At 72.1% G+C, this 19560-nt stretch carries 23 protein-coding genes; 13 read left to right on the plus strand and 10 right to left on the minus strand.

The features are described from left to right. Positions 1-39 precede the first annotated feature (39 nt). Positions 40-717 (plus strand): GntR family transcriptional regulator, encoded by a 678-nt coding sequence (locus ACIBTU_RS38900; protein ID WP_399131514.1) that lies wholly within the window; start codon positions 40-42, stop codon positions 715-717. Between the two features lie 64 nt (positions 718-781). Here the strand turns inward: ACIBTU_RS38900 and ACIBTU_RS38905 are convergent, their stop codons facing one another. The 4 genes from ACIBTU_RS38905 to ACIBTU_RS38920 all read right to left on the minus strand — a co-directional run bounded on the left by ACIBTU_RS38905 (position 782) and on the right by ACIBTU_RS38920 (position 4064). After that, complete coding sequence (locus ACIBTU_RS38905; RefSeq protein WP_399131515.1) at positions 782-1669, minus strand: hypothetical protein; 888 nt, start codon at positions 1667-1669, stop codon at positions 782-784. Positions 1670-1788: 119 nt separating this feature from the next. Then, the gene (gene ligD / locus ACIBTU_RS38910; RefSeq protein WP_399131516.1) at positions 1789-2733 is read right to left on the minus strand and encodes a non-homologous end-joining DNA ligase; all 945 of its coding nucleotides are present in this window, start codon (positions 2731-2733) and stop codon (positions 1789-1791) included. Then, complete coding sequence (locus ACIBTU_RS38915; RefSeq protein ID WP_399131517.1) at positions 2730-3365, minus strand: endonuclease; 636 nt, start codon at positions 3363-3365, stop codon at positions 2730-2732. The genes ligD and ACIBTU_RS38915 overlap by 4 nt, the downstream gene beginning before the upstream one ends. A gap of 3 nt (positions 3366-3368) precedes the next feature. Further along, complete coding sequence (locus ACIBTU_RS38920; protein WP_399131518.1) at positions 3369-4064, minus strand: DNA polymerase ligase N-terminal domain-containing protein; 696 nt, start codon at positions 4062-4064, stop codon at positions 3369-3371. 139 nt (positions 4065-4203) lie between these two features. Between ACIBTU_RS38920 and ACIBTU_RS38925 the strand changes: the two genes are divergently transcribed. The 7 genes from ACIBTU_RS38925 (at position 4204) to ACIBTU_RS38955 (ending at position 8717) form a co-directional block, all read left to right on the plus strand. Next, positions 4204-4530 (plus strand): plasmid stabilization protein, encoded by a 327-nt coding sequence (locus tag ACIBTU_RS38925; RefSeq protein ID WP_399131519.1) that lies wholly within the window; start codon positions 4204-4206, stop codon positions 4528-4530. A gap of 64 nt (positions 4531-4594) precedes the next feature. After that, positions 4595-5812 (plus strand): cytochrome P450, encoded by a 1218-nt coding sequence (locus ACIBTU_RS38930; protein ID WP_399131520.1) that lies wholly within the window; start codon positions 4595-4597, stop codon positions 5810-5812. A 162-nt stretch (positions 5813-5974) separates the two neighbouring features. After that, positions 5975-6154: a hypothetical protein gene (locus ACIBTU_RS38935; protein ID WP_399131521.1), complete on the plus strand. Its 180-nt coding sequence runs from the start codon at positions 5975-5977 to the stop codon at positions 6152-6154. Further along, entirely contained in the window at positions 6151-6807 is a 657-nt protein-coding gene (locus ACIBTU_RS38940; RefSeq protein WP_399131522.1) for a HemK2/MTQ2 family protein methyltransferase, read from the plus strand. Before ACIBTU_RS38935 ends, ACIBTU_RS38940 begins: the two co-directional genes overlap by 4 nt. Then, positions 6791-7024 carry a CDGSH iron-sulfur domain-containing protein gene (locus ACIBTU_RS38945; RefSeq protein WP_399131523.1) on the plus strand — a complete coding sequence of 78 codons (234 nt, stop codon included), beginning with the start codon at positions 6791-6793 and terminating at the stop codon, positions 7022-7024. The genes ACIBTU_RS38940 and ACIBTU_RS38945 overlap by 17 nt, the downstream gene beginning before the upstream one ends. After that, entirely contained in the window at positions 7021-8052 is a 1032-nt protein-coding gene (locus tag ACIBTU_RS38950) for an iron-containing redox enzyme family protein (RefSeq protein WP_399131524.1), read from the plus strand. Before ACIBTU_RS38945 ends, ACIBTU_RS38950 begins: the two co-directional genes overlap by 4 nt. Continuing rightward, on the plus strand, positions 8052-8717 hold the full coding sequence (locus tag ACIBTU_RS38955) for an HAD family hydrolase (RefSeq protein ID WP_399131525.1): 666 nt from the start codon (positions 8052-8054) through the stop codon (positions 8715-8717). The genes ACIBTU_RS38950 and ACIBTU_RS38955 overlap by 1 nt, the downstream gene beginning before the upstream one ends. A 4-nt stretch (positions 8718-8721) precedes the next feature. Here the strand turns inward: ACIBTU_RS38955 and ACIBTU_RS38960 are convergent, their stop codons facing one another. Beyond that, complete coding sequence (locus tag ACIBTU_RS38960; protein WP_399131526.1) at positions 8722-9681, minus strand: TIGR03557 family F420-dependent LLM class oxidoreductase; 960 nt, start codon at positions 9679-9681, stop codon at positions 8722-8724. 10 nt (positions 9682-9691) lie between these two features. Then, on the minus strand, positions 9692-10264 hold the full coding sequence (locus tag ACIBTU_RS38965) for an isochorismatase family cysteine hydrolase (protein ID WP_399131527.1): 573 nt from the start codon (positions 10262-10264) through the stop codon (positions 9692-9694). A 131-nt stretch (positions 10265-10395) separates the two neighbouring features. On the opposite strand from ACIBTU_RS38965, the gene ACIBTU_RS38970 reads away from it, so the two are divergent. Further along, positions 10396-10770: a hypothetical protein gene (locus tag ACIBTU_RS38970; RefSeq protein ID WP_399131528.1), complete on the plus strand. Its 375-nt coding sequence runs from the start codon at positions 10396-10398 to the stop codon at positions 10768-10770. A gap of 19 nt (positions 10771-10789) precedes the next feature. On the opposite strand, the gene ACIBTU_RS38975 is transcribed toward ACIBTU_RS38970, so the two are convergent. After that, positions 10790-11584: a SigB/SigF/SigG family RNA polymerase sigma factor gene (locus ACIBTU_RS38975; RefSeq protein WP_399131529.1), complete on the minus strand. Its 795-nt coding sequence runs from the start codon at positions 11582-11584 to the stop codon at positions 10790-10792. A gap of 45 nt (positions 11585-11629) precedes the next feature. Beyond that, a complete protein-coding gene (locus ACIBTU_RS38980; RefSeq protein WP_399131530.1) occupies positions 11630-12445 on the minus strand; it encodes a SigB/SigF/SigG family RNA polymerase sigma factor in 816 nt (271 codons plus the stop codon). A gap of 246 nt (positions 12446-12691) precedes the next feature. On the opposite strand from ACIBTU_RS38980, the gene ACIBTU_RS38985 reads away from it, so the two are divergent. Then, positions 12692-13495, plus strand: coding sequence for a VOC family protein (locus ACIBTU_RS38985; protein WP_399131531.1), 804 nt, complete (start codon positions 12692-12694; stop codon positions 13493-13495). Between the two features lie 10 nt (positions 13496-13505). Here the strand turns inward: ACIBTU_RS38985 and glgX are convergent, their stop codons facing one another. Together glgX and ACIBTU_RS38995 are read right to left on the minus strand one after the other, a co-directional pair. Continuing rightward, positions 13506-15620: a glycogen debranching protein GlgX gene (gene glgX / locus ACIBTU_RS38990; RefSeq protein WP_399131532.1), complete on the minus strand. Its 2115-nt coding sequence runs from the start codon at positions 15618-15620 to the stop codon at positions 13506-13508. Between the two features lie 20 nt (positions 15621-15640). Beyond that, positions 15641-16060, minus strand: a complete 420-nt coding sequence (locus tag ACIBTU_RS38995) for a pep a2 (protein ID WP_399131534.1) — start codon at positions 16058-16060, stop codon at positions 15641-15643. Positions 16061-16375: 315 nt separating this feature from the next. On the opposite strand from ACIBTU_RS38995, the gene ACIBTU_RS39000 reads away from it, so the two are divergent. The 3 genes from ACIBTU_RS39000 to ACIBTU_RS39010 form a co-directional block, all read left to right on the plus strand. After that, entirely contained in the window at positions 16376-16618 is a 243-nt protein-coding gene (locus ACIBTU_RS39000) for a DUF5133 domain-containing protein (RefSeq protein ID WP_399131537.1), read from the plus strand. Between the two features lie 70 nt (positions 16619-16688). Then, on the plus strand, positions 16689-18689 hold the full coding sequence (locus ACIBTU_RS39005) for an alpha-1,4-glucan--maltose-1-phosphate maltosyltransferase (protein ID WP_399131535.1): 2001 nt from the start codon (positions 16689-16691) through the stop codon (positions 18687-18689). A gap of 20 nt (positions 18690-18709) precedes the next feature. Continuing rightward, positions 18710-19560 (plus strand): alpha-amylase family glycosyl hydrolase (locus tag ACIBTU_RS39010; RefSeq protein WP_399131536.1); only part of this gene is annotated, 851 nt, incomplete at its 3' end.

Below are 19560 nucleotides of genomic sequence, written 5' to 3' on the forward strand. Positions count from 1 at the left end.
CCCTGCCCGCCCGGATAACCTGACCGCTCGGAGGTGCACATGGCCCGGGTCCCGGAGTCCCAGCGCGTGCGGGACGCGCTCGAGAACGCTGTCGTCGACGGTCACTACCGTCCCGGCGAGCGGCTGGATCCCGCACGCCTGGAGGAGGAGTTCGGCTGCTCCCGTACGCCGATCCGCGAGGCCCTCCAGGCTCTGGAGCGCTCGGGCCTCGTACAGATCCGCCCCAAGCAGGGCACGTACGTCACCGAGCTGAGCGTCTCCGAGCTGGCCGAGCGCTTCGAGGTCATGGCCGAGCTGGAGGGGATGGCGGCGCGGCTCGCCGCCCGGAGCATCGACCGGGAGGCCCTGGAGGAGCTCGAGCGCGCGCTGCTCGAGTGCGAGCGCCACGCGGCGGCGGGCGAGGCGGACCCGTACTACTACGCCAACGCCCGGTTCCACGGCATCGTCTACGACTCCTGCGGCAACGAGTACCTGCGGCAGCAGGCCCACGCCCTGAAGCGCGCGCTCCAGCCGTACCGCCGCCTTCAGCTGCGCGTCCCGGACCGTATGCGCCGCTCCCTGGCCGAACACCGCGCGATCGCCGACGCCGTCACGCGCGGCGACGCCGAGACGGCGGAGAACGCGGCGCGCGATCACGTCCTGGTCCAGGTCAAGGAGTTCAGCCAACTGGTGCGGACCTGGCGGCAGTTGACGGAACCGGCGCGCGAGGCCGGCTGAGCGGCGATGCGCCTCCACCGTCCCCGAACGGGTTCGGGGACGGTGGTCGAGCGACCTTCGGCGCTCAGCCGGGGTGTACCGCCGTGACCGTGAAGCGTTCGACCTCGGCGACGTGGCCACCGGTGGTGGCGACGACCGTCAGGACCCGATTCGTGGCACCGCGGTAGGACACCCGCTCCTTCCAGGGCTGGTTCTTGCCGCCCGCCGCGACGCAGCAGGCCGTGCCGATCGGCGCCTTCGACGCCGGCTGGCGGACGTGGACGCGGATGCTCTCGTCCACGCCGGTGATCCGTCCGCCGGTCAGGACCGGGGAGCGCACGGTCGCGCCGTACGCGGGCAGGGTCAGGGAGAACGTCGTGTCGTCGGTGCCGACGACCTCCCAGGGGGCGTCGCGGCCCATGCCGTAGCGCACGAGGTGGATGACCGCGGCGGTGCCGGTGATGCCCTTGGGCGTGCTCAGGCCGACGCCGATGTGGGCGTGCCGCCCGTAGACATGGTGCGAGGAGACGCGGCCGATGTCGTGGAAGCCCAGGTAGCCCTGGGTGAAGGCGAGGGCGGTCAGGTCGGGGTCGAGGTGCCAGGGCTGATGGCCTCCTGAGCGGTAGTCACGCTCCCAGGCCCGAGCCTGGGCGAGAGAGGTGAACGGCCACAGCGGCTGGAGCCGGCCGAGGCCGGACGCGTGCGCGGTCCGGGTCCTCGGCTCGGGCAGGGCCGTGGGCTTGTAGGTCTGCGGTGTGTACGTCTGCGGCGCGAGGCCCGTCGTCGATCCCGGCGGGGCGGGCGCGGCGGCGGAGCGCGGTGACGAGGACGAGGACGAGGAGACCGGCGTGTCCGGTGGGGCGGACGGCGATGCCGGTGCGTGTGCGGTGCCGCCGGAGCTCCCGCACGCGGTGAGGGCCAGTCCGGTGGAGGCCGCCGCGGCGAGGAGTCGGAGGTGGAGCTGGACGTTCATGGGTGCCCCAGGAAACATGTACCGACCGTCGGTACAGTTTGTACGCATATCGTGCCACTAGCGGGGTTCGTTCCATAGAGTGCGGAGCGCCTCAACTGAAGCGCCTGGGCTGGAGCGCCTTAACTCTCGCGCAGCTCGGCGAGTTTCCGCGCCGCCGGGCCGATCGCCCGCCCCTTGCGGGCCAGACCGGCCCACGGGTCCGTGCGGGCCTGGTCGAGGGCGTTCTCGACCGTCCATCGCCGGGCCGTCAGCTCCGGGTCGTCGAGCCGGCTCCACGCGAACGGTGTGGCGACCGGGCCGCCCGGCCTCGCCCGCACCGTGTACGGGACCACGGCGGTCTGCGCGTACCCGTTGCGCTGCACGTCGAGGTAGAGCCGATCGCCCCGGTCCTCCTTGCGCTGGGCGGTGGTGAGGTCGTCGGGGTGGGCCGCGGCGAGGATGTCGGCGGCGTCCTTGGCGAAGTCACGCACCTCGTCGAAGGTCTGCCGGCCCCTCAGGACCGCGACGACGTGCAGTCCGCGCGAGCCGGTCGTCATGACGCCGGAGGCGAGTCCCACGGCGTCCAGAAGATCGTGTACGTGGTGGGCGGCGGAGCGGACGGCCTCGAAGTCGCCCTCCCCCGGCGGATCGAGGTCGAACACGAGGCGGTCCGGGCGGTCCAGGTGCGGCGCCCGGGACTGCCAGCGGTGCAGGGTGACGGCCGCCTGGTCCGCGAGGTAGACGAGCGTCGCGGTGTCGTCGCACAGCGCGTGCAGGACGGTGCCGCCCTCCTTGTCGACCTCGAACCGGTGGATCCAGTCCGGGAAGTACGCGGGGACGTTCTTCTGCATGATCCGCTCACCGTCGAGACCGTCCGGGAGCCGTTCCAGCATCAAGGGGCGGCCGCGCAGGTGCGGGAGCATGTGCGGGGCGATCTCCCGGTAGTACGTGACGAGGTCGCCCTTGGTCACCTCCGGGCCGCCGCCCGCCCCCGACGCGCCGGCCGGCAGCAGTTCCTTCCCCTGCCGGTGCAGGGTGACCGTGCGGTCGCCCACGCGCAGTCGGCTCGTCCGGTTCCGGGTCATCGCTTCACCTCCAGTGCGGCCCGCACCAGTGCCGCGGCGAGTTCGGCGTACGGGGTGTCGCCGGCGAGCCGGACGAGCGCGGCGGGGTCCTTCGGCAGGCCCCGGCGTTCGGCGCCCTGGAGGGCCTTGGCGTCGAGGTAGGGGGCGAACTCGGGCCAGACGTCCTGCACTTCGCGCAGGAAGATGTCGGCTCCGGTGGGGCCGAGTCCCGGGGTGCGGCCGCGCAGCGAGGTGCGCAGCGCGTCGGCGTCGCCGTCGGCCCGTTCGCGCAGCCTGCGCAGGTCTCCGCCGCAGTCGTCGAGCAACAGGCGTGCGCCGTCGCCGAGTTGGGTGGCGGTGCGTTCGTCGTAGCGGCGGTAGCCGCCTTCACCGAGGGCGTCGACGCGCTGCTGCCAGGTGGCGTCGGCCATCCGGCGCGGGTCGCGCAGCCCGGCGTCGTACAGGGCGCGCGCGGTCGCCACTCCGACGGAGGCGCGGATGCGGGTGCTGAGCAGCGTCGCGAGCACCAGGGTGCGGTACAGCGGCTGCGGGGTGTCCTTGAGGCGGATGCCCGCTTCGGCGGCGTACGTCCGGCCGTGCTCGTCGAGCAGGGCGCGCATCGCCTTCCGCCGGGCGTTCGTGGTTCGCGTCATGACTCAGTCCGGGTCCCAGGTCTCGGCGTCGGGTGCTTCGGCGATCTGGCGCAGGGTGCGGCCGCTGCGCGCCGAGCGGGCGCGGTGCGGGTCGGGGGTGCCGCCCCCGCCGCGCCCGGTTCCGGTACGCACGAGCAGCCACGTCGGTCTCGCGCCGCTCGCACCCTCGCGCTCCTCGCGGCTGTGGAAGCGGGTGAGGGCGTACTGGCCGTGCAGCTTGCCGCCGTGCAGTTCGAAGGTGGCGTGGCCGTGGTCGAGCGCCTCGGCGAACGGCACGGGCCGGTCCTCGCGGTCGTGGCTGGTGGGCCGGTACGTGCCCCGGTCCCAGACCATCACGGTGCCCCCGCCGTACTCTCCCCGGGCGATCACGCCCTCGAAGTCCTGGTAGGCGAGCGGGTGGTCCTCGGTGGGGACGGCGAGCCGCTTGTCGTGCGGGTCGGTGGAGGGGCCTTTGGGGACGGACCAGGACCTGAGCACGCCGTCGACCTCCAGGCGGAAGTCGAAGTGCATGGTGCGCGCGTCGTGGATCTGCACCACGAACGCCGGTTCGCTGCCCCCGGCCGTCGCCGTACCCTTCCGCTCGCCGAGGCCTGACTGATCGCCGCGGGCCTGCTGATCGCCTCGCGGTTCGCTCGTCCGGTCGAAGTGCCGCTTGTCGCGGTAGGTCCGCAGACCGTCGCGGCCGTCCTTCTGCGTCACGGCGTTCTCCTCCCTGCGGGCCACCGGGCCGGACCGGCGTCCGAGTACCCGTGATCGCCCGCGGCACGCCCGACGGGGCCACGGCCTGCGCATCCCTTCCGCAGGCCGGGGTACTCGGCGGGCCGGAGAGGAGACCGTCATGCCACGAGGTTCGAACGCCAAGCGGGAACGCCAGTACGAGCACATCAAGGAGAGCGCCGAGGAACGCGGCGAGTCGACCGAGCGGGCCAAGGAGATCGCGGCGCGCACGGTGAACAAGGAGCGCGCCCGGTCCGGGGAGTCCAGGACCGCGAGCAAGGTCTCCACGCAGGACAAGAAGTCCGCGTCGCAGCGCGGTGGGGAACGGTCCCACAGCGGCGCCGGAGGCCCGACGAAGGACCAGCTCTACGAGGAGGCGAAGAAGCGCGGCATCGAGGGGCGCTCGTCCATGAACAAGCGGGAACTGGCCAGGGCGCTCGGACGCTGAACCCGCCACGCCCGCCCGTACCGACCCCGGGCGGGCCCCCTGCGCACGGGAACGGAGACTCCGGATGTTCGACAGCACCCTGCCGTTGTTGGTGGAGGGCTACGCGTGGCTGCCCGACCGCCGCCGTCGCCGTGACGGCCGGCCGGTGACCGGCCGCCTCCTGGGCAAGAAGGTCGTGGCGCTGCACGGGCCCGACGCGGTCCGCTTCTTCTACGACGAGCGGCACGTCGTGCGCCGCGGCGCTCTGCCGGGCCCGGTCCTCGACACGCTGTTCGGCCGGGGCGCCGTGCACACCCTGGACGGGGCGCGCCACCGGGTCCGCAAGGCCCTGTTCACGGCGCTGCTCCAGGACCGTGGCGGCCTGGACCGTCTCGCGGCGGACCTCGCCGACCAGTGGACCCGGGCGCGCCGCCGCTGGGACGACCTCGACCGCTTGGTCTTCTTCGACGAGGCGGGCCTGCTGCTGACGCGTGCCGTGTGCGACTGGTCCGGCGTCCCGCTCTCCGGCGACGAGGCGGAGGGAACGGCTCGCGACCTGATCGCCATGGTGGACGGCTTCGCCTCGGCCGGCCCCCGGCACCTGCGGGCGCGCCGGGCGCGCAGCCGGCAGGAGCACAGGATCGCCCGCCTGGTCACGGAGGTCCGCGACGGCGACCGCGAGGCACCCGACGGCTCGGTGCTGCGGGCGGTCGCCGATCACCGGGACGACGACGGCCGGCTCCTCGATCCGCACACGGCGGCGGTCGAGATCCTCAACGTGCTCCGGCCGACCGTGGCCGTCGCCTGGTTCCTGACCTTCGCCGCGCACACCCTCCACCGGTGGCCCGAGCACGGCAAGCGGCTCGCCGACGGGGACGCGGCCTGGGCGCGCGCGTTCGCGCAGGAGGTCCGCCGGTTCTATCCCTTCGCCCCCTTCGTCGCCGGGATCGCGGCCGCCGACCTGCGCTGGGCGGGCCAGGACATCCCCGAGGGCAGCATGGTGCTGCTCGACCTGTACGGGCAGAACCACGACCCGGAGCTGTGGCCCGAGCCGTACACCTTCGATCCCGGCCGCTTCCTCGGCCGCGAGCCCGGACGGGACGAACTGGTCCCGCAGGGCGGCGGCGATCCGGCGGTCCACCACCGGTGCCCGGGCGAGGACGTCGTCCTGACCGTCCTGGAGACCCTGATCCCCCATCTCGCCGAGCTGCCCTACCCCGTCCCCGAGCAGGATCTGCGCATCCCGCTCGGCCGCGTGCCCACGGCGCCGCGCAGTGGGTTCGTGATGACGCCCTCGCCATAGAACTCCGTAGAACGCCGTAGAACCGCGGAGAAGCACGGAGAAGCACGGAGAACCCCTGGTCGCGCCTACACCCGGACGGAGTCGGTCCGCTTCAAGACGGCCGCGCGGGGAACCCGGAGGTCCTCCCCGAAGCCCCACCCGCACGAGAGGGAGTGACACATCATGGTCGACCCCGGCGACAAGGAGTTCTACCACCGTTCGCCTCATGCCTGGATGCCCGACGACCGCCCGCGCGGCGGGGGTCCGACGCGTCCGATCAAGCACCGGGGCACGCTGGCGACCGTCCTGCTGATCACCGCTGTCATTCTGGTGATCCTCGTGGGCATCGCCCTGTTCCCGTGATCCGCTCACGCCTTCTGGCCGCGCCCGGCGTCTACCGGCCCGGCCACGACACCGCGCTCCTGATCCGGGCCCTGGACAAGGAGCCCGTCGCCCGCCGCTCCACCGTGCTGGACCTCGGGACCGGATCAGGGGCGCTGGCCCTGGCGGCCGCGCGCTCGGGGGCCCGCGTGACCGCTGTCGACATCGCGTGGCGGGCGGTGTGGACGGCGCGTCTGAACGCACGCCTGTCCGGCCGCCCGGTGCGGGTGCGGCACTGCGATCTCGGCTCGGTCCACGGGCTCGGCCCTTTCGATCTGGCCGTCAGCAATCCGCCGTACGTTCCCTCGCCCCGACCTCTGCCCCGCCGGGGCGCCGCACAGGCGTGGGACGGGGGCCCGACCGGCCGCAGCGTCGTCGACCGGGTCTGCGACACCGCCGCGCGGGTGCTCCGCCCCGGCGGCGCCCTCCTCATGGTCCACTCCGCGCTGTGCGACGAGGAGGCCAGCCTCGACCGGCTGGCCGGGCTCGGGATGAAGAGCGCGGTGATCGACCGCGCCTTCGTACCGTTCGGGCCGGTCCTGCGCGGGCGCCGGAACTGGCTGTGCGCGCACGGTCTGCTCGACCGGGAAACCACGTCCGAGGAACTGGTGGTCATCCGTGCCGAACTCCTCTGAACGCCGTGAGCCCCGCCCGTGCCGCATCACGGCCGACCGCACGGGCCCGCTGCTCGTGGAGGGCCCGGTCGAGGTGACCGACGCCGACGGCGTGGTGCACACCTCCCGGCGCTTCCAGGTGGCGATCTGCACCTGCCGCCGCAGCCGCGCCTACCCCTGGTGCGACACGAGCCATCGCCGCCACTCCCCCGCACCCCCGCGGACGGACCCGTCGTGACGCCCGCCCCGCCACCGGAGCCCCGCGCCCACACGCCCGAACTGCCGCCCGCCCGCGGAGAGTTGTCCCACTGGACGACGACGGCACTGAGGCACGACGAGCCCACGCCACCACCTCCCGACGACGCGGCCGCCGACCCCTACGGCGACGACCTCCAGCTCGCCCTCTACGTGCTCTACGAGCTCCACTACCAGGGCTTCCGGGGCGTCGACCCGGACCGGGAATGGGACCCCGGCCTGCTGGCCGTACGACGACGGCTCGAGCGGCGCCTGCTCGCCGCCCTGCGCGCTGACGCGACCCCGCCGGGAAACGCGGCAGACGTCCTGGAGGACCTCCAGGTCGAGCCTCCCGCCGGACACGAGCCCGACGGCGTAACCCCTCACCTGCAACGCGACGGCACCGCCCGCCAGTTCAGGGAGTACGCGGCGCTGCGCTCGCTCTACCACCTCAAGGAGGCCGACCCGCACGCGTGGGTCGTCCCGCGCCTGTACGGCCGGGCCAAGGCGGCGATGGTGGCCGTCGAGTACGACGAGTTCGGCGCCGGGCGCCCCGAGGACGTCCACGCCCGCCTCTTCGCGGACCTGATGACGGACCTCGGCCTGGAGACCGCGTACGGCCACTACCTGGACCGCGCTCCGGCCGCCGCCCTCGCCCCGGTGAACGTCATGTCCCTCTTCGGACTGCACCGCGGCCTGCGCGGCGCCCTGGTGGGCCACTTCGCAGCGGTCGAGATCACCTCGTCCCCCGGATCCCGCCGGCTCGCCGAAGGGCTGCGGCGCCTCGGCGCGGGCCCGGCCGCCCAGCGGTTCTACGACGAGCACGTGGAGGCCGACGCCGTGCACGAGCAGGTGGTCCGGCGCGACGTCGTCGGCGGGCTGCTGCGCGCCGAGCCGTCCCTGGACGGTGACGTCGCCTTCGGCGCGTGCGCCACCGGCTTCCTCGAGGACCGGCTCGCCGCGCACCTGCTGACCCGCTGGCGGCACGGCGACAGCGCCCTGCTCGAACCCCTGCCGGAAGGAGCCCCGTGATGACTGCGCGAGCGGCGGTCTTCGACGTGGACGGAACCCTCGTCGACACCACTCACCTGCACGCCGTGTGCTGGTGGGAGTCCCTGCGCCAGGCGGGCCACCGGGTCCCGATGACCTCGGTGCACGGCGCCATCGGCCTCGGCTCCACCGACCTTCTCGCCCATCTCCTCGGCCCGGACCGGGACAAGGACGAGGACGCGGCCATCGGCGCCGGCCACAAGGCCCTCTACGGCACCTGGCACGAGCGCCTCGCACCGTTCGACGGGGCGGCCGACGTCCTGCGCCGGCTGCACGACGACGGCTGGCCCGTCGTCCTCGCCACCTCGGCGAGCGGCCCCGAACTGGAAGCCCTGCGCGCGGCGCTCGACGCCGACGAGGCGATCGACGCGACCGCGAGCGCCGACGACGTCGACGCGGGGAAGCCCGCGCCCGAGCCGGTGTGGCACGCGCTCGGCCTCGTCGGGGCGGAGCCCGGGGACAGCGCCTTCGTGGGCGACTCGGTGTGGGACATGCGGGCGGGGCGCCGGGCCGGTGTCACCCCGGTCGGGGTGCTGAGCGGTGGCGTGTGCCGCGCCGAGCTGGAGGCGGCGGGCGCCGCGGAGGTGTACGAGGACACGGCGGACCTGCTGCGTCACCTGGACCGCAGCGCCTTCGGGCGCTCCTGAGTCCTCAGGCTCCCCGCAGTGCGGGCAGCACCTCGCTGCGGTAGAAGTCGAAGAACCCTTGCTGGTCCGGGCCGATCTGGCCGACGTACACCTCGTCGAAACCGGCGTCGGCGTACGCGGAGACCGCGCGGAGATGCTCCTCGGTGTCGTCGCCGCAGACGGAGCCGTCGGCCACGGCCTGCTCGGTGACCAGCGAGGAGGCCTGCTCGAAGTGGGCGGGGCTGGGCAGGACCTGCCCCAGTTCGCCGGGCAGGAACTGGGTGGGCCACAGCCGGTGGACCGTCTTGACGGCCTGCTCCCGGTCGGTGCCCCAGCACACCTTGAGGCCGCCGAGGACCGGCTTCTGGCCGCCTCCGGAGCGGCGGAACCGGCCCACCAGTTCCTTGTCCGGCGTCATCGTGACGAAGCCGTCGCCGATCCGCCCGGCGAGCGCGGCGGCCTTGGGGCCGAACCCGGAGACGTGGATGGGCACGGGCTCGTCGGGGACGGTGTAGAGGCGGGCGTTCTCCACGGTGTAGTGGCGGCCGCGGTGGGTGACCTCGTCGCCGGTGAGGAGCTCACGGATGACCTGCACGGCCTCTTCGAGCATCTGGAAGCGGACGTCCACGGCCGGCCAGGCGTCCCCGAGGACGTGCTCGTTGAGGGCCTCGCCGGTGCCGACGCCGAACCGGAAACGGTTGCCGGTGAGCACGCCGGAGGTGGCCACGGCCTGCGCGTTGACCGCCGGATGCATACGGAGGGTGGGGCAGGTCACGAACGTGGTCACGGGCAGTGACGTCACCTGGGCGAGCGCGCCGATCATCGACCAGACGAACGGGCTCTGCCCCTGCGCGTCGGTCCAGGGGTGGTAGTGGTCTGAGATCGCCAGGCACTCGAAGCCCGCCTGTTCGGCGGCCCGTGCCTGGTCCAGCAGCTCCGCCGGGGTGAACTCCTCGCTCGCCAGGAAGTATCCGTAGCGTGCCATCACTTGCTCCTCACGTGGTGCGGCCCCCGTCGCCCGCGAAGGCGATGTCCTGCCCCCTGAGTACGCGCGCTCCCATGTTCCTGCGCATCATCTCCAGTGCCGCGTCGGCCAGTTCGGGGTGGATGGAGGCGACGGCGTCGCTGACGACCGTCACGTCCAGGTGCCGGATGTGGGCGTCGAGGGCGGAGTACAGCACGCACTGCTCGGTGACCTGACCGCACAGGATCACGTGTCGCACGTCGAGCTCCCACAGCAGGTACGACAGCGGCGTCTCGAAGAAGATCGAGTGCCGTGCCTTCACGACGAACAGCGCGTCCTCGTCGGGCGTGATCGGCTCGACCAGGTCGGCGTGCCGCCCGGCGAGGGCGGCGTCGACGATCTCACCGTGGTGGGAGCGCCACTGTCCGAAGTTGTCGTTGACGTACACGACGGGCACGCCCCCGGCCCGTGCCGCGGCGAGCAGCTCACCGACGACCGGCACGACCTTGCGGGCCGCGGGCAGCAGCAGCTCCGCGTCCTCGTGGTCGTACGTGTTGATCATGTCGATCACGATGAGGGCCGCGCCACCGTCGTTGACTGGCATCGCTCCCGCGTACCCAGGAACAATGGTCCTGAAGCGTGCCGCCGGGACTGGCCCGCGCCTGCGCGGGAACCCGGGCTCCGCAGACGACATCGGCCGGGGCGCCCCCGGTCGGAGGCGAGCAGGAGATCCTCATGACACTCCAAGACCACCTGGTCACCGTGATGCTCAGCAACTGCACGGATGACGACGCACATCGGGTCCTGTCCCATCTCGGGGTGCTGTCCGGCGCGCCCGTGGCCGCACCGGCCGGCGCGGGCGGCTCCCACGTCCCTGCCCACCCGACGGTGTGGACCGCCGAGGTCGACCCGGAGGCCGAGCGGCCGGCGGCCGGTGCGGACGCCGGGGCCGCCGGGCTCGACGGGCCGGTGGCGCTGAACGCGCAGGGTTCGCCGCACGGGGTGACGGCGCTGCGCGACGTCCTGGCGCAGGCCTTCACGGTGGAGGAGACGGGGTCGGTCTCCGGTGACCAGGAACGCGACTGCCAGTTCCGGCTCACCGCCCGTTGAGCCGCCGTGTCCGGCCCGCTCACGCGGCCTGCGGCTGCGGGGCGCGGTGGGCACGGTCACGGATCCGCGCGCAGCTGCGGCTGATGAGCCGCGACACGTGCATCTGCGAGATGCCGAGCTCCTCGCCGATGCGCGCCTGCGTCATGTCCTCGAAGAAGCGCAGGTAGAGGATGGTGCGCTCGCGTTCGGGCAGGAGTCGCAGGCCGTCCTTGGCGGCTTCGCGGTCGGTGACGAGCTCGAAGCCGGGGTCGGGCGCGCCGAGGCTGTCGGCGAGGCTGAAGCCGTCCTCGGAGGACCCCGTCTCCGCTTCCAGGGACAGGCTGCGGTAGCTGTTCAGCGCCTCCAGGCCCTCCCGCACCTCGTCCGGGGCCAGCCCCGTCTCGCGCGCGATCTCCTCGGCGCCGGGCTCCTTCTCCTGCTGTCCGGCCCGGTTCATGAGGTCGCGGCGGGCGAAGCGGACCCGGTTGCGCAGGTCCTGGACCCGGCGGGGGACACGGACGTCCCAGGTGTGGTCGCGGAAGTGGCGGCGCAGTTCGCCGGTGATGGTGGGCACGGCGAAGGGTTCGAAGGGCCCCTTCCCCAGGTCGTAGCGGTCGACGGCCTTGACGAGGCCGACGGCCGCCACCTGTTCGAGGTCCTCCACGCTCTCGCCCTTGTTCCTGAAGCGCCGGGCGAGGCGGTGGGCCATGGGCAGCCATGCCTCCACCAGTTCCTCGCTCAGTACGTCGTGTTCGGGTCCCCGCGGGCTGTCGGCGAGGCGGAGGAACGCCTGTTCGGTGTCGGGCGCGTCGTCGTGCACACGGTGAGTGGCCATAAAGGGGGTCTCTCCTCGGCGTGGCTCGTCACTTCGGTGAAGGGGTCAGGCGGGCAGTTCGCCGGCTTCTCTGCGGACCCGGGCGCAGCTCTCCCGGATGAGGCGCGACACGTGCATCTGCGAGATGCCGAGCAGGTCGGCGATCCGGATCTGCGTCATGTCGCGGAAGAAGCGCAGGTAGAGGATCGTGCGCTCACGCTCGGGCAGACGGCTCAGGCCCTCCTTGGCCGCTTCGCGCTCGGCGACCCGGTCGTAGGCCGGTTCCGGTTCGCCGAGCGTGTCCGCGATGGTGCATCCCCCGCCGTCCGAGAAGGACATCTCCGCGTCGAGCGAGCGTGCCTGGTAGCTCTCCATCGCGGACAGGCCCTCACGGACCTCGTCCTCGGTCAGACCGGCCTGTTCGGCGATCTGAGCCACGCTCGGCCGCTGTCCGCCGGGCTGCTGCGTCAGGGTGCGGTGTGCGGCGCGGACCGCGTTGCGCAGGTCCTGGACCCGGCGCGGCACGTGCAGGTCCCACAGGTGGTCGCGGAAGTGGCGGCGCAGTTCGCCGGTGATGGTGGGCACGGCGTAGGACTCGAACGCGCCGAGCGTCGGGTCGTAGCGGTTCACCGCCTTCAGCAGGCCGAGTGCGGCGATCTGCTGGAGGTCCTCCATGCTCTCGCCCTTGTCCCGGAAGCGGCGCGCGATGCGGTGCGCCATGGGCAGCCAGGCCGTCACGGCCTCCTCGCACAGCAGATCCCGCTCGGCGCCGGGTTCGAGCCCGGCCATCCGCGCGAACAGTGCCGACGTGTCGGGAGCGTCGTCGTGACGGCGGCGGGTACGGCTTCGCGACCGTGTCCGGTCAATCCTTTCGGTGAGCATGAGAAATCGCTCCTCAACGAATGCGTTGAGCTGGATTCGCGAGAAGCGCGTCACTCCGAGGAGCGTCATCTCCCCGGGCGCGGCCGCGCCGCTCGCGGAAGATGCCTTCGCTCCAAAGCATCGACGTAACGGGTACCCCACCATTGTCCGCCCGAACGGACCGATCCGGCCAACGCGGGAGGCTCAAGCTTTCGGGATGGTGCAAAGATGGGTTCGAGGGGGGCCTCACCCCGGAACGGTACGAAGATGAACAGCCAGAGCGCAGCCGTCGACGGCGGAACCCTGTCGAGTCACGCGGTGATCGGTGCCCCGTGCTGGGTCAGTCTGACCACCCGCGATCTGGAGGCTGTCCAGTCCTTCTACACCGCCGTCCTCGGCTGGGAGTGGCGGGTCGGCAAGCTGGGCGACCGGTACCGGTTCGCGAGCGTGGACGGGGTGCCGGTGGCCGGTGTGTCAGCCGTTCGGAGCATGGGGGACACGGCTTTCGCGTGGACGCCGTTCTTCGCCACGGACGACGCGGACCGGGCGGTGTCCCGCGGCTACGAGCGGGGCGGCACCACGGCTCTGGGCCCGATCTCCTTCCCGCCCGGGCGGGCGGCGATGCTCGCCGACCGCGACGGGGCCGTCTTCGGCATCTGGGAGGGCGAGCTGGTCACCGGCTGGGAGAAGTGGCGGCGCGCCGCCCCGGCCTTCATGGAGCTCCACACGCGCAACGCGTTCGACGCCGCCATGTTCTACGCGGAGGTCCTCGGCTGGGCGTCGGAGGCCGAGGGGTGCTGCGAGGCCTGTTACGAGGACGAGAGCGTCGTCCTGCGCAGTGAGGGCGAGATCGTGGCCCGCATCCACTCGGGCGCGGTGGAGTCGGCGCCGGATCCGGCGATCCGGCCGCGCTGGCAGATCCATTTCGCGGTCGAGGACGTGGAGGCCTGCGCCCGCGCCGCTCTGGACCACGGTGGCTCGCTCGTGGCGCGGGCCGCGGGTCGTCCGGAGATCACGCTGAGCGATCCGGACGGCGCCCGCTTCGTGGTGTACGCGCGGCCGGCGGGCTGACCGCCCGCGCTCAGGCGGTGCGGGCGGGCCGGGAGAGCAGGAGCAGGCTGTAGGGCGCGAGGAGGATCCGGCTGGCCGCCTTGTGCTCGGTCTCGTCGGCGTCACCGCGGGCGTCCGTGGTGTCGATCCGGGTGGTCCAGCGTTCGCCGTAGTCGGCGCCGGGCAGGTCGAAGGCGACGGGCTCGCGGTAGCTGTTCATGAGCAGCAGGAAGGAGTCGTCCACGACCCGGCGGCCGCGGGTGTCGGGTTCGGCGATGGCATCGCCGTTGAGGAAGACGCCGAGGGCGTGGGCGTCGGGCCGCCGCCAGTCCTCGTCGGTCATCTCGCGCGCGTCGGGGCGCAGCCACACCAGGTCGGGCAGGGGCTGTGCGGCGCGGGTGGCGGTGTCGCCGCGGAAGAAGCGGCGTCTGCGCAGCACCGGGTGTTCGGCGCGGAGCCGGATGACACGGCGGGTGAAGTCGATCAGTTGCCGCTGTTCGCCGGTGAGGTTCCAGTCGATCCAGGAGAGCTCGCTGTCCTGGCAGTAGGCGTTGTTGTTGCCCTGCTGGGTGCGGCCGAGTTCGTCACCGTGCGCGAGCATCGGGATGCCCTGCGAACACATGAGGGTGGCCAGGAAGTTGCGCTGCTGGCGGGCGCGGAGTTCGAGGATCGCGGGGTCGGTGGTGGGGCCTTCGGCGCCGCAGTTCCAGGACCGGTTCTCGTTCTCCCCGTCCCGGTTGTCCTCGCCGTTGGCCTCGTTGTGCTTCGTGTCGTACGAGACGAGGTCGCGCAGGGTGAATCCGTCGTGCGCGGTGACGAAGTTGACGCTGGCGCGCGGGCGCCGGCGCTCGTGCTGGTAGAGGTCGGAGGAGCCGGTCAGCCGGGAGGCGAACTCGGCGAGGGTGTGGTCGGCGCCGCGCCAGAAGTCCCGTACGGAGTCCCGGTACTTGCCGTTCCACTCCGACCACAGCGGCGGGAAGTTCCCCACCTGGTAGCCGCCGTCGCCGACGTCCCAGGGTTCGGCGATCAGCTTGACGCGGCCGACGACGGGGTCCTGCTGGACGAGGTCGAAGAACGCGGACAGCCGGTCCACATCGTGGAACTGGCGGGCGAGGGTGGCCGCGAGGTCGAAGCGGAAGCCGTCGACGTGCATCTCGGTGACCCAGTACCGCAGCGAGTCCATGACCAGCTGGAGGACGTTCGGGTGGTGCATCAGGAGGCTGTTCCCGGTGCCCGTGGTGTCGAAGTAGCGGGCCGGGTCGTCGGGGTGCAGGCGGTAGTACGAGGCGTTGTCGATGCCGCGGAAGGCGAGCGTGGGCCCGTTCTCGTTGCCCTCGGCGGTGTGGTTGTAGACGACGTCGAGGATCACTTCGAGGCCGGCCCGGTGCAGCGCCTTGACCATGGTCTTGAACTCGGTGACCTGCTCGCCGAGGGCGGGGTGCGCCGCGTAGGCGTTGTGCGGGGCGAAGAAGCCGATCGAGGTGTAGCCCCAGTAGTTGGTCAGGCCGCGGTCGACGAGGAACCCGTCGTGGATGTACTGGTGGACGGGCATCAGCTCGACGGCGGTGACGCCGAGCGAGGTGAGGTGCGCGATGACGGGTTCCGTCGCGAGTCCCGCGTAGGTGCCGCGCAGCGCCGGGGGCACGTCGGGGTGGGTGAGGGTCAGGCCGCGCACATGGGCCTCGTAGACGACGGTCTCGGCGTACGGCCGGCGGGGCGGCTTGTCGTCGCCCCAGTCGAACGAGGGGTCCGTGACGACCGAGAGCAGGGTGTGCGGGGCGCTGTCCGCCGGCTCGGGGCCGGGCGAGGCCCGCTCGAAGAGCGCGGCGTCGTTGTCCGTGGCCCCCTCCATCGCCCGCGCGTAGGGGTCGAGGAGCAGCTTGGCGGGGTTGCAGCGATGTCCGGCCGCCGGATCCCAGGGGCCGTGCACCCGGTAGCCGTAGCGCTGACCGGGGCCGACGCCCGGGATCCGGCAGTGCCACACGAAGCCGTCGACCTCGGTGAGCGGGACGGTGCGGCAGGTGCCGTCGTCGTCGATCAGGACGAGGTCGACCCGTTCGGCGACCTCGCTGAACAGGGCGAAGTTGGTTCCTTCGCCGTCGGGTGTGGCGCCCAGGGGGAACGGGCTGCCGGTCCAGATCTCCAAGCGCCTGCCTCCTGCGGGGTTCAGCCGGGTACGGGTACCGCGGCGGCGAGCGGCTCGGGCTCGGGCAGCCGCACCCGGCACGTGAACCAGACGGTCCTGCCGGTGGGCGCGGGGTAGCTGCCCCAGCCGTCGCTCCATTCGGCGATCCGGCTGCTCAGGTCCTGCCGTTCGGCCTGGGCCGCGGGGAGTTCGCGGTTGTGGTCCGAGACCGCGGTGACGAGGTGCTGCCCGGTCCACCACATCTCGACGACGGCCGTCTTGTCAGCGCCGTGGTCCTCGATGTCCTGGAGCAGCATCCGGGTGCAGTGGCAGACGGGGTCCGCGAGCGTGCGCAGCCCCCAATGCCGTAGATGTGCGGCGAGAATGCGCTCGACCTGCCCGATCTGCTCCGGGCCGACCTCCACGTCGAGGTGGTAGTGGCGGGAGAGCGTGGGTTCCATGGTTCTGGCTCCTCTCGGCGAAGCCTGCTGCCCTTCGCACCGGCGGCGGCACGGTCCCGGACACGGAGCGTGGGCGGCAGTCGCTCCTGGGTCACTCAAGACTGTGAGGATCGCGGCCGTCACGCAACAGGAGTCACCCCCGCCTCAGGCGTCGTTGAATTCCCAACAGGACGCAGGGTGTTCGCGAATGCACTATGAGTGAGGCGTACTCCCTTTCCCGTGAGCCGACCCGGTTCACGCGCGCCATGGTTCGGTGCCGTTCGGTGTCCGAGCCACGCGCGGGGAGCACGCCCCGACAAGAATGGTGCCCCCGTGGTGATCATGCCCGCCAAAACCGAGGTCGCGCGTCATCTGAGGTACTACCGGGCGTGGGAGCGGCTGACGCTCGCCCACCCCGCCGACCGGGCCATCCGCATGCGCTTCGAGGACAGTGCGTACACGCTGTGCGTGCTGATGGGCGAGTGCCAGGCCCGGACGGCCGCCGACGCCGCCGAGCAGTATCTGCGTCACGGCACCACCCGGCCCGCGCGGCCGGGTCCCGTGAACGCGCACCTGTGATCCGCATCCAAGCATCCGCGTCGATGAATCCGCGTCCTCGGCCCCACGCAGGACCGGCGAGGAGAAACCGATGTTGTCAGCCTTGGCAGAAGGCTCCGTACTAACCGCCACCGTGCTGGTACGGGACATCCAGCCGCTCGTCGACTGCGGCCGGCGCCCGGCGAAGGCGGTCCCCGGCGAGACCTTCCAGGTCACCGCCACCGTGTTCGCCGAGGCCGGGACCGCGGTCGGCGCCGATGTCGTGCTGCGCGGCCCGGACGGCCGCGCGGGTCCCTGGACCCCGATGCGCGAGCTGTCCCCCGGCACCGACCGCTGGTCCGCGGAAGTCACCCCGGACACCGAGGGCCGCTGGACGTACCGCGTGGAGGCCTGGACGGATCCGGTGACCGACTGGCGGCGGGCCGCCGAGGTCAAGGTCCCGGCCGGCCTCGACAGCGGGCTGATGCTGGAGGAGGGCGCGCTCCTGTACGGGCGCGCGGCTCGCGGTGTTCCGCCGGGCCCGGAGCGCCAGGTGCTCCTGGCCGTGGTGGACGCCTTGCAGGACGAGGAGCGGACCCCGGCCGAACGGCTCGGGGCCGCGCTGACTCCCGAGGTGGAGGCCGTCCTCGCGCGGTATCCCCTGCGCGAGCGGATCACCCGCTCCCCCGCCCTGCCGCTGCTGGTGGAGCGGGAGCGGGCCCTGTACGGGTCCTGGTACGAGTTCTTCCCCCGCTCCGAGGGCGCGGTCCTCGAGCCCGGAAAACCGCCGGTCAGCGGCACGTTCGCGACGGCCGCCGAGCGGCTGCCCGCGATCGCCGCGATGGGCTTCGACGTCGTCTACCTCCCGCCGGTCCATCCCATCGGCACGACGTTCCGCAAGGGCCCCGACAACTCCCTGTCCCCCGGCCCGCACGACGTCGGCGTCCCCTGGGCGATCGGCTCCCCGGAGGGCGGCCACGACGCGATCCACCCGGACCTGGGCACCCTCGACGACTTCGACGCGTTCGTCGCACGGGCCCGCGAACTGGGCCTGGAGATCGCCCTCGACTTCGCCCTCCAGTGCTCCCCCGACCACCCGTGGGTGGAGAAGCACCCGGAGTGGTTCACGCATCGCGCCGACGGGACGATCGCGTACGCCGAGAACCCGCCGAAGAAGTACCAGGACGTCTACCCGATCGCCTTCGACCGGGACCTGCCCGGGATCGTCGCCGAGACGGTGTGCCTGCTGCGGTTCTGGATGGCGCACGGGGTGCGGATCTTCCGGGTCGACAACCCGCACACGAAGCCGGTGGCGTTCTGGGACGCGGTCCTCGCCGACATCAACGGCACGGACCCGGACGTCGTCTTCCTCGCGGAGGCCTTCACCCGGCCTCCCGTGATGCGGGCGCTGGCGCAGGCCGGCTTCCAGCAGTCATACACGTACTTCACCTGGCGGAACACGAAACAGGAACTGACCGAGTACCTGACCGAACTCGCCACCGAGACCGCAGCCTTCCTGCGGCCGAACTTCTTCGTGAACACCCCGGACATCCTGCCCGGCCACCTCCAGGAGGGCGGGCGCCCCGCGTTCGAGGCCCGGGCCGTCCTGGCGGCGACGCTGGCACCGAGCTGGGGTGTGTACGCCGGGTTCGAGCTGTGCGAGAACACCGCGGTGCGGCCGGGCAGCGAGGAGTACCTGCACTCGGAGAAGTACGAACTGCGGCCGCGGGACTGGGAGTCGGCCGAGCGGGAGGGCCGCACGATCGCCCCGCTGATCACCCGGCTCAACGAGATCCGCCGCGCCCATCCGGCCCTGCGCTTCCTCAGGAACCTCCGCTTCCACGAGGCCGACAACGACGCGGTGCTCGTCTACAGCAAGCGCGAGGGCGAGGACACGGTTCTGGTCGTCGTGAACCTGGACCCGCACCACACCCAGGAGGCCACGGTCTCCCTGGACATGGCACACCTGGGACTCGCCCCGGACGCCACCGTCCCCGTACGGGACGAACTGACCGGCGAGACCTATCACTGGGGCCGATCCGCGTACGTGCGCCTCGAACCCGGCCGCGCGCCCGCGCACGTCCTCGCGGTCGGCGACCGTCCTCACCACTGACTCGGAGGGTCACCCACATGATGTTCATGAACGAGCCCGTTCCGGACACCTTCGAGGACACGCCGGCCAAGGACCGCGACCCCGACTGGTTCAAGCGCGCGGTCTTCTACGAGGTCCTCGTCCGCTCCTTCCAGGACAGCAACGGCGACGGCATCGGCGACCTCAAGGGCATCACCGCGAAACTCGACTATCTCCAGTGGCTCGGCGTCGACTGCCTCTGGCTGCCGCCGTTCTTCAAGTCACCGCTGAAAGACGGCGGTTACGACGTCTCCGACTACACCTCGGTGCTGCCGGAGTTCGGCGACCTGGCGGACTTCGTGCAGTTCGTCGACGCGGCGCACCAGCGCGGCATCCGCGTGATCATCGACTTCGTCATGAACCACACCAGCGACCAGCACATGTGGTTCGAGGAGTCGCGCAAGAATCCCGAAGGCCCCTACGGGGACTACTACGTGTGGGCCGACGACGACAGCGGCTACGCGGACGCCCGGATCATCTTCGTCGACACCGAGGCCTCGAACTGGACGTACGACCCGGTGCGGGGCCAGTACTACTTCCACCGCTTCTTCTCGCACCAGCCGGACCTCAACTACGAGAACCCGGCGGTCCAGGAGGAGATCCTCGCCGCCCTCAAGTTCTGGCTCGATCTCGGCATCGACGGCTACCGCCTGGACGCGGTGCCCTACCTGTACGCGCAAGAGGGCACCGACTGCGAGAACCTGCCCGCCTCCCACGCCTTCCTGAAGCGGGTCCGCGCGGAGATCGACGCCCACTATCCCGACACGGTGCTGCTGGCCGAGGCGAACCAGTGGCCCGAGGACGTCGTCGACTACTTCGGCGACTACCGCTCCGGCGGCGACGAATGCCACAT

Source organism: Streptomyces sp. NPDC050145 (assembly GCF_044460245.1).
GTDB lineage: Bacteria > Actinomycetota > Actinomycetes > Streptomycetales > Streptomycetaceae > Streptomyces.